Consider the following 15283-nt stretch of genomic DNA (forward strand, 5'->3'; position numbering starts at 1 on the left):
CCTTGTTTTGGATGCTTTGAAAAAATTACCGTTTGCCCGGATCGTAAGGCTGACCAAGCGCAGAGGGAGCTCTAGATTTGCCGACCGCACCTGCCAGAACGAGAATCGTCAGGATGTACGGAAGCATAAAAATAAACTCGGTTGGAATCCCGCGCGAAAATTCAAACAGCTGCACATAGTTGCGAATCGCCTGGGCGAAGCCAAAAAATATCGCTGCTCCAAGCGCCCCCGCGGGATGCCATTTCCCAAAAATCATGGCGGCTAAAGCAATAAAGCCTTGCCCGGAAATTGTAGTATGCGAAAAGTTGCTCGTGGTCGTCAACGTGATCGTTGCACCGCCAAGACCCGCTAACGCTCCGCTAAGCAGTACCGCGGCATACCGGATTCGAGCGACCTTGATCCCCACCGTATCGGCTGCGCTTGGATGCTCGCCAACGGCACGCAAACGCAGGCCGAACGGAATTTTGTAAAGCACATACCACGTGATGGCTACGAGCGCAATTGCTATGTATGTCGTAGGATACTCATTAAAAACGACGGGACCAATAAATGGAATTTGGCTAAGCTCTCCAATATTCAGCTTACTAAATACAGCCTCATCCAGTGTTGGGGTTTCTCCAGAGCCTTCAAACAGCATTTTGACCAGAAACAAGCACATGCCTACCGCGAGGAAATTGATGACGACCCCGCTAACCACTTGATCGGCCTTGAACGTAATGGACGCTACCGCATGAATTAGAGCAAAGATGGCGGCAAAAGCCATCGCAGCCACTAATCCTACCCATGAAGAAGCAGCGCCTAGCCCCGCCTCTTCTGCATAAAAGGCGGCCACCGCGGAAGCGAACGCACCGGCAACCATAAACCCTTCCAAGCCGATATTAACAACGCCCGAGCGCTCCGAAAAAATGCCGCCCATCGCCGCAAAAATGAGCGCTGTTGAAAAAACCAGCGTCGTGTTCATTAATTCGCCCAATACTTGTATGATATTCATTTCGAGGATACCTCCCGCTGAGCCTTTCTAGCCAAAGCAGGCTTAATTAACCAGCGTACGATGCCCTGAGCCGCTACGAAGAAAATAACAGAGCCGATGACAACCCGGATAATTTCTGGTGGCACATCCGCACCAAAGCTCATTCCCGAGGAGCCATAAGTTAGCCCGCCAAACAGCATCGCTCCGAGAACAACCCCCAGCGGGTGGTTCGCCCCGAGCAATGCCACTGCGATCCCGTCGAAACCGTAGCCCGGCATTGCTGTTGAGAGTACCTGGTATTTAAATACGCCCAAGCCTTCAAATACACCGGCCAAGCCGGCAAAAATACCTGCGATAAACATCGCTCTTACGACGTTCGTGCCGACATTCATGCCTGCGTACTGCGCCGCATCCGGATTGAATCCTACTGCACGCAGTTCAAAGCCTTGTTTTGTTTTCCACAGCAGCACGTAGCAAATATAAGCGCAAACAAGAGAAAGTGGAATCCCCCAATGCAGCCTCGCGCTATCAAACATGAGCGAAAGCCATCCAATGCTAAGGGAAGCAGATTCATCAATCACATAGGTACGCTGCTGCCCCGGCTCCAGAAAAAAGCGAATGATATAATTCGCCAAATACAAGGCGATCCAGTTCAGCATGATCGTGGTGATGACCTCGTTCACGCCCCGGGCCGCCTTAAGGTAGCCGGCAATTGCCCCCCAGAAGCCCGCCAGAAGCGCGCCTACGATGACAGCGAGGGGGGCATGTAGGAACCACGGAAGGTCTAACGCAACACCAACGACAATCGCCCCGGTCATTCCCATAATAAACTGGCCCTCGGCTCCGATATTAAACAAGCCCGTCCGAAATGCAAAAGCTACCGATAACCCCGTGAAGATGAGCGGCGCAATTTGCCGCACCGTCTCCCCGAAGTCGTAACGGTCGCCGAAAACTTTTTCGATCAAGAAGCCGTAAGCGACGATCGGATTGTAGCCACCGAGGAGCATCACGAGAGCGCCAAACAACAGTCCCAACAAAATCGAAACGAGAGGGACCAGAATGGAGTCCGCAGTAAAGGTCTGTATCAGCTTTTTCATTGCAGCGAACCTCCTTTCTTCTCAGCGGTGCTCCCCGCCATTAACAAGCCAAGCTCCTGATCATTGGTCAGCTTCGGGTCAACCTCGCCCACGATACGGCCTTCGTAAATAACTAGGATCCGGTCAGACACCTTTAAAATTTCATCCAATTCAAACGAAATGAGCAAAATGCCCTTTCCTTTATCGCGCTGCTCAATCAGGCGTTTATGAATATACTCGATCGCTCCCACGTCAAGACCTCTTGTCGGCTGTGCCGCAATCAGCAGATCCGGGTTACGATGAATTTCTCTTGCAATAATCGCTTTCTGCTGGTTTCCTCCGGACAACGCTCTCGCCGGATTGGCCAAGCTTGAGGTCCGAACATCAAATTCGCGAATCAGCTTATCTGCATGAGCTTTGATGGCTTCATGATCCAGCAGTCCGCTTTTCAAAAACTCCGGGTGGAAGTACGTATTAAGCACCATATTTTCACTCATTGTAAAATCGAGCACCAAGCCGTGCTTGTGCCGATCCTCCGGAATGAGCGAGAGCCCGCTTTCCGTGATCGCCCGCGGAGATTGACCGGTAATCGCCTTACCCCGTAGCAGCACCTCGCCTCCGGAAACCGGTCGCAGGCCGGTTAAGGCTTCAATCAGCTCCGACTGACCGTTGCCGTCGACTCCGGCGATTCCGAGCACTTCCCCGGCGCGCACTTGAAACGAAATCCCCTGCAGCACATCGACGCCCTTTACGCTTTTGGCACGCAAATTTTTAACGTCCAGGATGACTTCACCCGGCGACGCTTCTGTCTTCTGCACCTCGAAGGACACATGTCGGCCTACCATTTTTTCTGCGAGATCGGCTTCCGTGGTTTGAGCAATTTCCACAGAATCAATCACTTTCCCGCGCCGAATAACGGTGACTTTATCGGCAATCGCCATAATTTCCTTCAGCTTATGCGTGATGAGTATAATCGACTTGCCTTCTTTCACAAGGTTGCGCATAATCTCAATCAGCTCGTGAATTTCCTGAGGGGTAAGCACGGCCGTCGGCTCGTCAAATATTAATATATCCGCGCCGCGATACAGCGTTTTTAAAATTTCCACGCGCTGCTGCATGCCAACACTGATTTCTTCTATTTTTGATCGAGGGTCCACCTTTAATCCGTATTGTTCCGAAATGCGGCCTACCTGCTCTTCGGCCGTCCGGTAATCGACAGCCATGCCTCGCTTCGGCTCCGAACCCAAAACAATGTTTTCCGTTACGGTAAACGGCTCAACGAGCTTAAAATGCTGATGCACCATGCCGATGCCGTTGGCGATGGCGTCATTGGGGCCGTTGATTCGGGTTTTCTTTCCGTTAATCAGCACTTCTCCCTCATCCGGCTGGTAGAGCCCGAACAAAATGTTCATCAGCGTGGACTTGCCGGCCCCGTTCTCACCGAGAAGGGCATGAATTTCCCCTTTTCCCACCATTAAATTGATGTCTTCATTCGCCGTGAAGGTTCCGAAACGCTTCGTAATGCCCCTCATCTCCACGACCGGCATTGCTTCCGCCGCACTCATCGAATCATCCTTTCAACCAAGGAAAAGGCCAGTTGCACTCAACCAGCCTTTTCCGCGTCTTCTTATTCAATTGACGAGATATGGGTACCTATTCTTATTGAACGGTCTCGACTTTAATCTCGCCTTTCACAATCTTATCCTTATACTCTTGAACCTTCTTCAAAACATCCTCTGGAACGTTCTTGTTTTTCTCTGGCAGACCAACTGCATTTTCTTTCAATCCAAGCACGGTTACTTTACCGCCTGGGAATTCACCGTTAATCAGCTGCTGAGAAAGCTGGAATACCGCCTCATGAACGCCTTTCATCATCGACGTCAGGGTTACATCATCGCCAAATTCAAGGGATTGATCCTTATCTACACCGATAACCCAAACCTTCTGTCCCGCTTTCAGGCGATCCTTCGCTTCATTAAATACGCCGTTTCCAGTACCGCCGGAAGCGTGGAAAATAATGTCGGCGCCCGCGTTGTAGATCGTAGCGGCTGCTGCCTTGCCAAGGTCAGGCTTATCAAAAGAGCCTGTATAGTTGATCGTAACCTGTGCATTCGGGTTTACGGCTGCAACACCCTGCTTAAAGCCGAGCTCGAAACGCTTAATTACTGGAATTTCATTGCCGCCAACAAAGCCGATTTTGTTCGTTTTGGTCATCATACCTGCAACAACACCAACCAAGAAGGAGCCTTCATTTTCAGCAAAAGTGATGGAAGCGACGTTCGGTGCTTGCACCACGTTATCGATAATAGCCAGCTTCGCGTCCTTGTTCTGTTCCGCTACTGCTTTAATTGCATCGCCCATCAAATAACCGATGCCCCAAGTGAGGTTATAGTTCTCTTTTACGAATTGGTTCAGGTTTGGAACGTATTCCGCATCCGCCTTGGACTGCAAATACTTTACTTCAGCTCCGGTCTCCTTCTTCAGCTGCTGAAGACCTTCCCAAGCGCTCTGGTTAAACGATTTGTCGTTTACACCGCCAACGTCCGTTACCATGGCAATTTTGAAGCCTTTGCCCTTTTGCTCACCAGCGGCCGGCTGATTGCCTGCGCCCTGCTGCGTCTCCTGCTTTTGTCCGCAGCCCGTTAACGCCATAACAATAATAAGCGCTGCGATGGTGAGTACAGAAATTCCACGTTTCATAAACATGTTTTGTCCCCCATTTTCCTTCCGTATTTTTTATTACTTTCCTCCGGAGGCCTAGAAATTATACACTAGGCAGCCAAAGATATGTACAAACATTTCAGGGTGACAACGTCAAAATAAATCGAATGGCCTCCGCAGAAAATGCTGCACACGCAAATGTTGGAAATCGACAATATTATACATTGTTCGAATACGTTTTGCGAGTATGTTTTTTAACATTTTTTTAATATTATTCGTTTTTTATTCGAAAAGCCAAACGATTTGGCCAGAAATACAAAAAAAAGTCCGGCTTTTGCCGAACTTTTCTCGAAAACCTAGAAAACCGAATCCATGATCCATTTTACAGCGAGTCTGCTGCATCCTTGTCTTCCGCTTCTTCCGTTACAAGTCCCGCAAACAATGCATGGACAAACTGATCCGCATCGAACGGCTGCAGGTCATCCATTTTTTCGCCGAGCCCAACGAACTTCACGGGGATCTCCAGCTCCTGCCGAATGGCAATCACGATGCCGCCCTTCGCTGTTCCGTCCAGCTTCGTCAGCACGAGGCCGGTTACCCCGGTCTTTTCACCGAAAAGCTTCGCCTGCTGCAGCGCATTTTGGCCTGTTGTCGCATCCAGCACCAGCAGCACCTCATGCGGCGCTTCCGGAATTTCGCGGCGAATAACACGGTAAATTTTATTGAGCTCCTCCATGAGGTTAACTTTGTTTTGCAGTCTTCCCGCCGTATCGCAGATCAACAGATCGACGCCGCGCTGCTTAGCCGCTTGCACCGCATCAAACACTACAGCCGCAGGATCAGAGCCCGCCTGTTGTTTAATGACGTCGACGCCGACACGGCTGCCCCAAACCTCAAGCTGTTCAATTGCACCTGCCCGGAACGTATCCCCTGCAGCCAGCAGCACCTTTTTGCCCTGCTGCTTATAGCGGTGCGCCAGCTTTCCGATCGAAGTCGTCTTGCCTACCCCGTTAACGCCTACAACCAGTACGATGGTAAGCCCGGAAGGAGCCATAAGCAGGTCATGCTGCTCATCCTCCCCGCGCAGCAGCTCGACCAGCTTTTCCGACAGCACCGGTCGAAGCTCCACGGCATCCTCAATTCGACGCTTCCGTACCTCCGTACGCAGCTCCTCAATCAGCTTCAGCACCGTGTTTACACCGACATCGGCGCCGATCAAAATTTCTTCCAGCTCTTCATAAAATTCTTCGTCGATTTTTTTGCGGCGCAGGATCAATTCCTCGAATTTTTCCGTAAAAGCATTCGTTGTTTTGCTAAGGCCTTCTTTAAATTTTGAAGTTACCGCCTCGGTTTTGCTGGCGATGCTCTCTTTCAATCGTTTAAAAAAACTCATCGATTTCCTCCCATTCCTACGCCGACGCCTGCTCTTCGTTTTCGTCCTCCAGACGTACCGACACAAGCTTCGATACGCCGCCTTCTTCCATGGTAACCCCGTACAGAACGTCCGCTTCCTCCATCGTTCCCTTACGGTGGGTTACAACGATAAACTGCGTTTGCTGTGAAAATTCTCGTAAATATTGCGCATAACGCGTAACATTCGCCTCGTCAAGCGCTGCTTCAACCTCATCCAGTACGCAAAACGGTACAGGCTTTACATGCAGAATTGAGAACAACAGCGCAAGCGCGGTCAGCGCTTTTTCTCCACCGGAAAGCAGCTGCAGGTTTTGCAGCTTTTTGCCCGGCGGCTGTGCAACAATTTCAATGCCCGTTTCCAGCGGATTATCCGGCTCGGTCAGCATCAGATCGGCACGGCCTCCTCCAAACAGCTTGGAGAAAACGACCACAAAATGCGACCGAATTTCCTGGAACGTAGAAACGAACCGCTTGGACATTTCCGCATCCATATCGCGAATGACCTGGTACAATGCTGTTTTCGCTTCAATTAAATCATTCTTTTGTGTATTCAAGAAATCATAGCGCTCGCTGACACGCAGGAACTCTTCGATCGCCCCTAAATTCACGTCGCCAAGAGAGCTGATCTGCCGCCTAATGTCCCGAACCTCCGCTTGAGCAGACGGAACATCCTCCGGAACCGGGTAGCGTTCCTTCGCCAGCTCGTAGCTCAGCTCATATTCCTCAGACAGCTTTTTCAGCAAATTATCCAACTCCACGTCAAGCCGCCCTGCGCGAACCTCGGTTTGCCGCAGCTGATCTTCCACCTGCTTCAGCTTAATCCGCTGCTCCTTAGTCTCGCTTTCCGCTTCCTCCAGCTTGCGCACAAGCTCGGCACGCGTCGCGCGCTGGAAATCGAGCTGCTCCGAGCACTTTTGGCGCAAAATGCGCAGCTCGTTCAGCCGTTCGATTTGCGCAGCCAGCTCCACGCTGCCCTGCTGCTGCTCGCTCTCCATCGCCTGCAGCCGCTCGCGGTCGGCAGCAATATCCGCTTCCGCAGCGCCAAACTCCGCCTGCTGCCTGCGGATCTGCTCAAGCAGCGATTGCTGCTCCTGCGAAGCGGCGGCTACCTTCACCTTGAATTCGGTGAGCTGAGCCTGCAGCTCTTCCTTGAGCGATTCGCCGGCCTTGCGGGCCTGCTCGGCGTCGCGAATCGCCGCCTGAAGCTGCTGCTCCTCGGCTTCAAGCTCTACCGTACGCTGCTTCAGCTCCTCGATGCGGCGATCGCTGGATTGCATTTCCTCGCGATGGCCGTCCTGGTCCTGCGTCAGCAGCTCCAGTTGCTCGCGTACGCTCGTCAGCTCGCTTTCCGTGCGGTCGCGCTCCGATCGCAGCTGCTGCTCCGTCATGCGCTTCGCTTCGCCTTCGGAGCGCAGCTTCTCGAGCTGCTTACCGGTATCGGCGATTTTCGCTTTCAAGGTCTGCGCATTGCTGCGCAGCTCGCCTAACTGCTTATCGGTTTTCGCAATATCCTCGTCCAGCTCCTCCAGCTGGCGCTGGCGGCCCAAGATGGACGACGTTCGTTTTTGCAAGCTTCCGCCGGTCATCGAACCGCCGGCATTTACAATATCGCCCTCGAGCGTAACAACCCGATAGCGGTACTGGCAGCGCGCCGCGATTTTGTTCGCCTGCTCCAGTGTGCCGGCAATGATCACATTGCCCAGCATATTTTGCAGGATCGACTCATACGCGCGGTCGGTCGCAACTAAATCAGCGGCAACGCCGACATACCCGTCGGCGCCCTCGATGCTGCGGCGGTCCGAATCGCCGATGCTTCGCCCGCGAATGACGTCCAGCGGCAGCACGGTCGCTCTTCCGAGCTGGCGCTGCTTCAAATACGCGATCGCCGCCCGGCCCGCCGCTTCGTTATCCACAACAATATGCTGCAGCGCAGCACCCAGCGCCGTCTCAACAGCGGTCTCGTAAGCGGCCGGCACGCGCAGCAGCTCGGCTACCGCACCGTGGATGCCCGACAAGCCGCCTCGCGCCCGCGCTTTAAGCAGCTCACGAACGCCGTGCTGAAAGCCGTCGTAGTCATTCTGCATTTCTTTCATCGTATCGCGGCGGGAAATCAGCGAGTCGTATTTCTGCTCCCACTTGCGCAGCGTCTGCTGCACATCAAAAAGCAGCGGCTCGTCCTCCTGCAGCGATTGCGACAAACGAATGTATTCGTTCCGCGATTCTTGAACGTCTCGCGAAGCCTCCGCAAGACGCTCCTCCAGCTCGCGAAGCTTCTCCTGCAGCCGGTCGTTCTGCTCAACCCACTTCCCGCCGTCGTCGTCCAGCCGCTGCAAACGGCGAATCGCCGTTTCCTTCTGCTGTTCGACGTACCGAAGCTCATTGCGTGCCTGCGCCAGCTCGTTCAGCTTGTCCAGAAGCTGCCCCTTAAGGCGCTCCTCTTCCTCGCCGGTTAAGCCGCCGCTGACCCCGAGCAGCCGCCGTTCCTCTTCGCGAAGCAGCTGCTCCAGTTCGTCACGGACCGCTTTCACCTCTTGATGCTTCGTTTCAAGGGCCGTCAATTCCTCACGCTTTAATCCAAGTCTGCGTTCCGCTTCAGTAATTTCCAGCAGCAGCTGCTCATGATTGCGCTCCAAGAAACGGGCCCGCTCCCGCAGCACCTCGCCTTGGCCTTCGCATTTCTCGGCTTCCTCCGTAATGTGCAGCAGCTCTCCCTGCTTCTGCTCGATCTGCTCTTCCATCCGGCGGATGTCAACCCGCTGCTGCTCCAGCTGCGCATCATGCGCGCTGACAACGGTAGACAGCTCCAGCTCCTGACGCTGCAATGCTTCTAGACGCTCGCCGGCTTCCTTCCAAGCCGCATGAAGCTGATCGATCTGATAAACATATAAGGAAACTTCCTTGGTCTTAAGCTCTTCTTTGAGCAGCTTAAACTGCTGCGCCTTCTCGCTTTGCTCGCGCAGGGGCTCGACTTGATCCTCCAGCTCGCTTACAAGGTCATTAATGCGCAGCAAATTCTGCTCGGTTTCCTCGAGCTTCTTGACCGACTCTTTTTTTCTTGCCTTATATTTGACGATACCGGAGGCCTCTTCCAAAAGCGCTCTGCGATCCTCGGACCGGGCGCTGAGAATTTCTTCGATTCGGCCCTGACCAATGATCGAATACGCTTCTTTTCCGATTCCCGTATCCATAAACAGCTCGACAATATCCTTTAATCGGCATGACTGCCGGTTAATAAAATATTCACTTTCCCCGCTGCGATGCACCCTCCGAGTAACGGTCACCTCACTGAAATCGAGCGGCAGCGCATTATCGGAATTATCGAGCGTAAGCGACACCTCGCCGAAGTTAACCGCCTTTCGGGCATCGCTCCCTGCGAAAATAACGTCCTGCATATTGCCGCCGCGCAAGGATTTCGCACTTTGCTCTCCCAGCACCCATCTGATCCCGTCGGAAATATTGCTTTTTCCGCTGCCGTTCGGCCCGACAACGGCCGATATACCTTGTCCAAATTCCAGTTCTGTTTTATCTGCAAACGATTTAAAGCCGATCAGCTCGATCCGTTTCAAATACATGATGAATGATTCACCTCACGCCCCATTGTACCACAATCCAAGGCGGAATAGAGATACACAAAAATCAGCCCTTTTCAGCATTCAGCATCTGCAGCGCCGCTGCTGCCGCCTGCTGCTCGGCTTCCTTCTTGGACCGACCAATCCCGCTGCCCAGCTTTGTTTGGCCGACATATACTTCCGCTTCAAATTCCCGGTCGTGAGCAGGCCCTTTTTCGCTGACGATCTTGTATTCCAGCTGCGGCATGCCGCGATGCTGCGTGTATTCCTGCAGCTGTGTCTTATAGTCGTTCACCTGGGGCTTTCCGCTGCCTGAAAGCTTTGCAAACAAATGTTTTTGCAAAAACAGACGCGATGCCTCAAACCCCTGATCCAAATACAACGCGCCAATAAAGGCCTCGAATACGTCGGCCAGCAGCGCCGGTCTCGTCCGTCCTCCGGTCAGCTCTTCCCCTTTGCCGAGCAGCACAAAACGGCCAAACTCCAAATCCTCGGCAAAGCGGAACAGCGATGGCTCACAAACGATAGAGGCACGCAGCTTCGTTAATTCTCCCTCCGGCTTCTTCGGGTAAACAGTATATAAATACTCTGAAACCGCCAGCTCCAACACCGCGTCCCCCAAAAATTCGAGCCTTTCGTTATTTTGAATCGGCCCCATACGATGCTCATTGGAGTAAGAAGAATGCGTGAACGCCTGCTTAAGCAAATTCAAATCCCGAAAGACGATTCCTAGCTTCTCTTGGAGCATGTCTAACGGCTGTGGCTGAAACATGAAAAAGCACCCCCATAGAAAGATGGAAACCAACCAAGCCGGACGCCCCAGCTTGGTTGGTTATCGTTAACCGTTATATTTTTTCAAAACAACCGTAGCGTTATGCCCGCCGAAACCGAAAGAATTAGAAATCGCCACATTCAGATCCGCTTTCCTAGCTTCGTTCGGTACATAATCGAGGTCGCATTCCGGATCCGGATTCTCGTAATTAATCGTCGGAGGAATAATACCGTTCTTTAAAGACAATGCGCTGATCACCGCTTCAACTCCGCCTGCTGCGCCGAGCAGATGACCGGTCATCGACTTGGTCGAGCTGACCGCCAGCTTATACGCATGATCGCCAAACGCCAGCTTAATGGCTTTTGTCTCGGAACGGTCGCCCGGCGGCGTCGAAGTGCCGTGAGCGTTAATATAGTCCACGTCCTGCGGCTGAAGGCCTGCGTTGTTCAGCGCTCTGCGCATACAATGTGCCGCCCCTTCCGGGTCCGGGTCGGTCATATGATGCGCGTCTCCGCTCATACCATAACCAATGACTTCGGCATAAATGGTCGCTCCGCGCTTTTGCGCATGCTCCAGCTCCTCAAGAATGAGGACCCCGGCGCCTTCGCCCATTACAAATCCGTCCCGCTCCGAGTCAAATGGACGGCTTGCTCTCTGCGGCTCGTCATTGCGTGTAGACATCGCTCTCATCGCGCAAAATCCCGCTACGCCGACAGGCACGATCGTCGCCTCCGCACCGCCGCAAATCATTACTTCAGCGTCGCCGTATTGAATCAGCTTCATCGCTTCACCAATCGCATTTGAGCCGGTAGCGCACGCGGTAACCGCGGTCGAGTTCGGCCCCTTCGCACCGTAAAGAATCGAGACTTGGCCGGAAGCCATATTCGCAATCATCATCGGAATAAAGAACGGGCTAACCCGCTTCGGCCCCTTCTCCAGCAGCGTTTTATGCTGCTCGGACCAAGTGCCGAGACCGCCGATACCCGAACCGATGTATACCCCTACCCGTTCCGGATCGGTATCGTTCTGGATATTCAGGTTCGCGTTCTTCAACGCTTCATGCGTCGCCGCTACGGCAAACTGCACAAAACGGTCCATCCGGCGCGTCTCTTTCTTATCCATATAATCTTCGGGATTGAAATCTTTAATTTCCGCAGCAATCCGCGTCGTGTAGTCGCTCACGTCAAACGACTCGATCGGGGAAATGCCGGACTTGCCGGTAATTATGCTGTTCCAAAACGTATCTAAATCTTTACCCAGCGCGGACATGACCCCCATGCCGGTAATAACGACTCTGCGTTTCATTCCACAGTCACCCCTGCTATGTCAACGTATAATGCTAATGCTGCATTCTCACCTGCGCTCGATCGTATTTGCTACGCATGACGCAGTTGGCTGTATCATACAGCATATTTCTCGGAATCTGGTACTCATGTATTTGAAAAAGTGCACCGCTTCCATTGGAAGTATAAAAAAATGCACCCTGCACGTTCATTTCTATGCTAAATGCCCCAGCAAAATGGACAAAAACGTAATCCCATTCATCGTTTGGCACTAGCCTTGATTTTACCGCGAACCGTATTTCACGACTCTTAACCTGCTAGACAAGCTGCTTGAAAAAGACGTAAATGAGGAGAAGTCCCGTTTGGTACCAAACGGGACTTACGCCGGTTTATTACGAGTGAGATTGTATGTAGTTAACTACCTCACCTACAGACGTAATCTTTTCTGCGTCCTCATCAGAAATTTCCAAATCGAATTCGTCTTCAAGTTCCATTACGAGCTCGACGACATCGAGAGAGTCGGCGCCCAGGTCTTCTTTGAAAGACGCTTCCAGGGTTACTTCTGCTTCCTCAACCCCAAGGCGATCGACGATGATGCGCTTCACACGTTCCAACACGTCGGACATCCGGTTCACCTCCTCCTACGTATTATACGAAAATAGTGGACAAAATACCATACGCTACAATGTCCGGTTATTACATATACATGCCGCCGTCGACGTGAAGCGTCTGGCCGGTCATGTAAGCTGCGTCGTCTCCCGCCAAGAAGCGCACTGCTCGTGCGATATCCTCCGGCTGGCCGAAACGCGCAAGCGGGATTTGACCCATCATGGCTGTGCGGTTTTCCTCCGACAGTTTATCTGTCATCTCCGTCTCGATAAAGCCCGGTGCAACGCAGTTCACGGTAATTCCGCGGGAAGCAAGCTCACGAGCTGCCGCCTTGGTCATGCCGATCACACCTGCTTTGGCCGCTACATAGTTAGCCTGGCCGGGGTTACCGAGCACACCGACAACAGAAGAAATGTTAATGATGCGGCCCGAACGCTGCTTCATCATCGGACGAGTTACCGCCTTAACGCAGTTGAACACCCCTTTAAGGTTCGTGTTAATAACTGCGTCAAACTCCTCCTCCTTCATGCGCATGATCAAATTATCACGCGTGATGCCGGCGTTATTGACGAGAATGTCCACCCGCTCGAAGCGGTCGATCACTGCCTTCACCATCTCTTCCACTTGATCGGCACTGCCCACATCGGCCTTTACCGTCATGGCACGGCGACCAAGCGCTTCGATGCGCGCGGCGGTCTCCTGCGCGGCGGCTTCGCTGCCTGCGTAGTTCACCGCGACATCCGCCCCCGCTTCGGCCAAAGCAATAGCGATTGCGCGGCCGATCCCGCGGGACGCGCCGGTAACAAGCGCTACTTTCCCCGTTAGCATCATTCGTCTCCTCCTTTATGCTCATAACAACATAATCGATTGAATGCGGAAGCTCCGCCCGATTTTGCTTTGCAGATCAAGATTATTACGTTTCCAATGCGTTCTGCAGTGCGGCCATGCTGTTCACGGATACCACCGTTACACTGCGGTCCACTTTCTTAATCAGACCCGCGAGAACGGTGCCCGAGCCCAGCTCGATAAACCGGTCGACACCTTGAGCGATCAGCCAAGAAACCGTATCTTCCCACAAAACCGGAGAATACACTTGTTCTTCCAGCAGCTTGCGGATGTCCTCCGGCTCCGTTACCGGTCTTGCTGTTACGTTCGCTACGACCGGCACCGATGCGCTTTGCATCGACACGCCGCCAAGCACCTCGGCGAGCTGCACCGCTGCAGGCTTCATCAGTGAGGAATGGAACGGGCCGCTTACTTCCAGCGGAATGACCCGCTTGGCCCCGATTTCCTTCCCGCGTTCTACGAAAGCCGCGACACCCTCTGCACTGCCCGATACGACAATTTGTCCCGGACAGTTCATATTCGCCGGCTCCACCGGTCCGACCTCTGCGCTGATTTTTGCGCAAAGCTCCTGCAGTGCGGCACGCTCCGCGCCCAGCACTGCTGCCATTGCTCCTTTGCCTGCCGGAACCGCTTGATCCATCAAGAGGCCGCGCGAGCGAACCGTCTTGACCGCATCGGTAAAGCTCATGACGCCTGCCGCAACGAGCGCGCTGTATTCGCCCAGACTGTGCCCCGCTACAAAATCAGGCGTGACACCCGACCGGCGGAACAGCTCCCAGTACGCTGCACTTACAGTCAGCAGCGCCGGCTGCGTGTTGTATGTTAATTTCAAATCGCTTTCCGGGCCTTCGAAAATGAGCTTAGAAAGCTCGTATCCCAGCGCCTGGTCAGCATCCGCAAACAATCCGCGGACAATCTCGTCAGCCTCGTAAGCATCCTTGCCCATGCCAACCGCCTGAGCGCCTTGACCCGGGAACACAAAGGCTGTTTTCCCCATGCTGCATCCCGCTCCCTACTCTGTTGTACGTAACACGTATAACGTATTTAGAATAATAGCTTAGTAGATGACTTTAAAAGAAATCCCCTTCTTACCAAACGAGCACCGAGGCGCCCCAAGTGAGCCCGCCCCCGAAGCCGACAAGCACCAGCTTGTCCCCTTCCCGCACTCTTCCTTCTTCTACCGCTTCCGCAAGCGCAATCGGGATCGAGGCCGCCGACATATTGCCGTAGCGGTCCACGTTAATCATGCATTTCTCTGGAGACAGCTCCAAACGCTCCAAGGAAGACTGGATAATGCGGATGTTGGCCTGATGCGGGACGAGCAGATCGATATCTCCCTTTTCCATCCCTGCCTTACGAAGCGCTTCTTCCGCTGCCGTACCCATAATGCGAACCGCAAACTTAAACACCTCGCGGCCAGCCATATAAATGTACTGCATTTTCTCGGAAAGCACCTGCTCCGAAATCGGATTGCGGGATCCCCCGCCGCTCACCTTCAGCAGCTCGCCGCCGGAGCCGTCTGCGCCAAGCTCAAAGGAACGGAACCCTCTGCCTTCGGGCACCTCGCCAAGCACCACTGCGCCTGCGCCGTCGCCGAACAAAATGCATGTATTTCGATCCGTATAATCGGTAATTTTAGACAAGCATTCCGCGCCAACAACGAGCGCGTACTTATAAATTCCGGTAGCGATAAAGTTCGCAGCGTTCGCTAACCCGTAAACAAATCCGGAGCAAGCCGCCGAAAGGTCAAAGGCTGCCGCCTTCTTCGCGCCGAGCTTTTCCTGCAGGATGCAGGCTGTGGACGGAAACGCCATATCCGGCGTAACAGTCGCCACCACGATCAGATCCAAATCCTCCGCAGTAATCCCTGCCTCCTTCATAGCAAGGAGGGCTGCCGCGTACGCGAGATCCGACGTCGCTTCGTGCTCGGCGGCAATCCGCCGTTCGCGTATGCCCGTGCGGGTGACAATCCACTCATCATTCGTTTCTACCATTTGTTCCAGCTGCGCATTCGTCAGCACTCGTTCGGGCACGTATTTGCCCGTGCCGATCACACCTACAGGCTTAACATTCATGGAGTTTCC

12 protein-coding genes are annotated in these 15283 nt (G+C 53.3%); all 12 read right to left on the reverse strand.

The features are described from left to right. Window positions 1-25 precede the first annotated feature (25 nt). On the reverse strand, window positions 26-991 hold the full coding sequence (locus GQS10_RS00845) for an ABC transporter permease (RefSeq protein ID WP_166238034.1): 966 nt from the start codon (window positions 989-991) through the stop codon (window positions 26-28). Next, window positions 988-2067: an ABC transporter permease gene (locus GQS10_RS00850; protein WP_166238036.1), complete on the reverse strand. Its 1080-nt coding sequence runs from the start codon at window positions 2065-2067 to the stop codon at window positions 988-990. The genes GQS10_RS00845 and GQS10_RS00850 overlap by 4 nt, the downstream gene beginning before the upstream one ends. Beyond that, the gene (locus GQS10_RS00855; RefSeq protein WP_166238038.1) at window positions 2064-3611 is read right to left on the reverse strand and encodes an ABC transporter ATP-binding protein; all 1548 of its coding nucleotides are present in this window, start codon (window positions 3609-3611) and stop codon (window positions 2064-2066) included. Before GQS10_RS00855 ends, GQS10_RS00850 begins: the two co-directional genes overlap by 4 nt. A 94-nt stretch (window positions 3612-3705) precedes the next feature. Then, window positions 3706-4746 carry a BMP family lipoprotein gene (locus GQS10_RS00860; RefSeq protein WP_166238335.1) on the reverse strand — a complete coding sequence of 347 codons (1041 nt, stop codon included), beginning with the start codon at window positions 4744-4746 and terminating at the stop codon, window positions 3706-3708. Between the two features lie 343 nt (window positions 4747-5089). After that, the gene (ftsY, locus tag GQS10_RS00865; protein ID WP_166238040.1) at window positions 5090-6100 is read right to left on the reverse strand and encodes a signal recognition particle-docking protein FtsY; all 1011 of its coding nucleotides are present in this window, start codon (window positions 6098-6100) and stop codon (window positions 5090-5092) included. A gap of 16 nt (window positions 6101-6116) precedes the next feature. Continuing rightward, window positions 6117-9692 carry a chromosome segregation protein SMC gene (smc, locus tag GQS10_RS00870; protein WP_166238042.1) on the reverse strand — a complete coding sequence of 1192 codons (3576 nt, stop codon included), beginning with the start codon at window positions 9690-9692 and terminating at the stop codon, window positions 6117-6119. A 64-nt stretch (window positions 9693-9756) separates the two neighbouring features. Beyond that, the gene (gene rnc, locus GQS10_RS00875) at window positions 9757-10461 is read right to left on the reverse strand and encodes a ribonuclease III (protein ID WP_207952070.1); all 705 of its coding nucleotides are present in this window, start codon (window positions 10459-10461) and stop codon (window positions 9757-9759) included. A 66-nt stretch (window positions 10462-10527) separates the two neighbouring features. Continuing rightward, window positions 10528-11766 (reverse strand): beta-ketoacyl-ACP synthase II, encoded by a 1239-nt coding sequence (gene fabF / locus GQS10_RS00880; RefSeq protein ID WP_166238044.1) that lies wholly within the window; start codon window positions 11764-11766, stop codon window positions 10528-10530. 370 nt (window positions 11767-12136) lie between these two features. Then, on the reverse strand, window positions 12137-12370 hold the full coding sequence (acpP, locus tag GQS10_RS00885; RefSeq protein WP_166238046.1) for an acyl carrier protein: 234 nt from the start codon (window positions 12368-12370) through the stop codon (window positions 12137-12139). Window positions 12371-12440: 70 nt separating this feature from the next. Continuing rightward, window positions 12441-13181: a 3-oxoacyl-[acyl-carrier-protein] reductase gene (gene fabG / locus GQS10_RS00890; RefSeq protein ID WP_166238048.1), complete on the reverse strand. Its 741-nt coding sequence runs from the start codon at window positions 13179-13181 to the stop codon at window positions 12441-12443. A gap of 85 nt (window positions 13182-13266) precedes the next feature. Then, window positions 13267-14196, reverse strand: coding sequence for an ACP S-malonyltransferase (fabD, locus tag GQS10_RS00895; RefSeq protein ID WP_166238050.1), 930 nt, complete (start codon window positions 14194-14196; stop codon window positions 13267-13269). A 91-nt stretch (window positions 14197-14287) separates the two neighbouring features. Continuing rightward, window positions 14288-15274: a beta-ketoacyl-ACP synthase III gene (locus tag GQS10_RS00900; protein WP_166238052.1), complete on the reverse strand. Its 987-nt coding sequence runs from the start codon at window positions 15272-15274 to the stop codon at window positions 14288-14290. Between the last annotated feature and the right edge of the window lie 9 nt (window positions 15275-15283).

It is taken from the genome of Paenibacillus turpanensis, assembly GCF_011421635.1.
GTDB classification, from domain to species: Bacteria; Bacillota; Bacilli; order Paenibacillales; family YIM-B00363; genus Paenibacillus_AK; species Paenibacillus_AK turpanensis.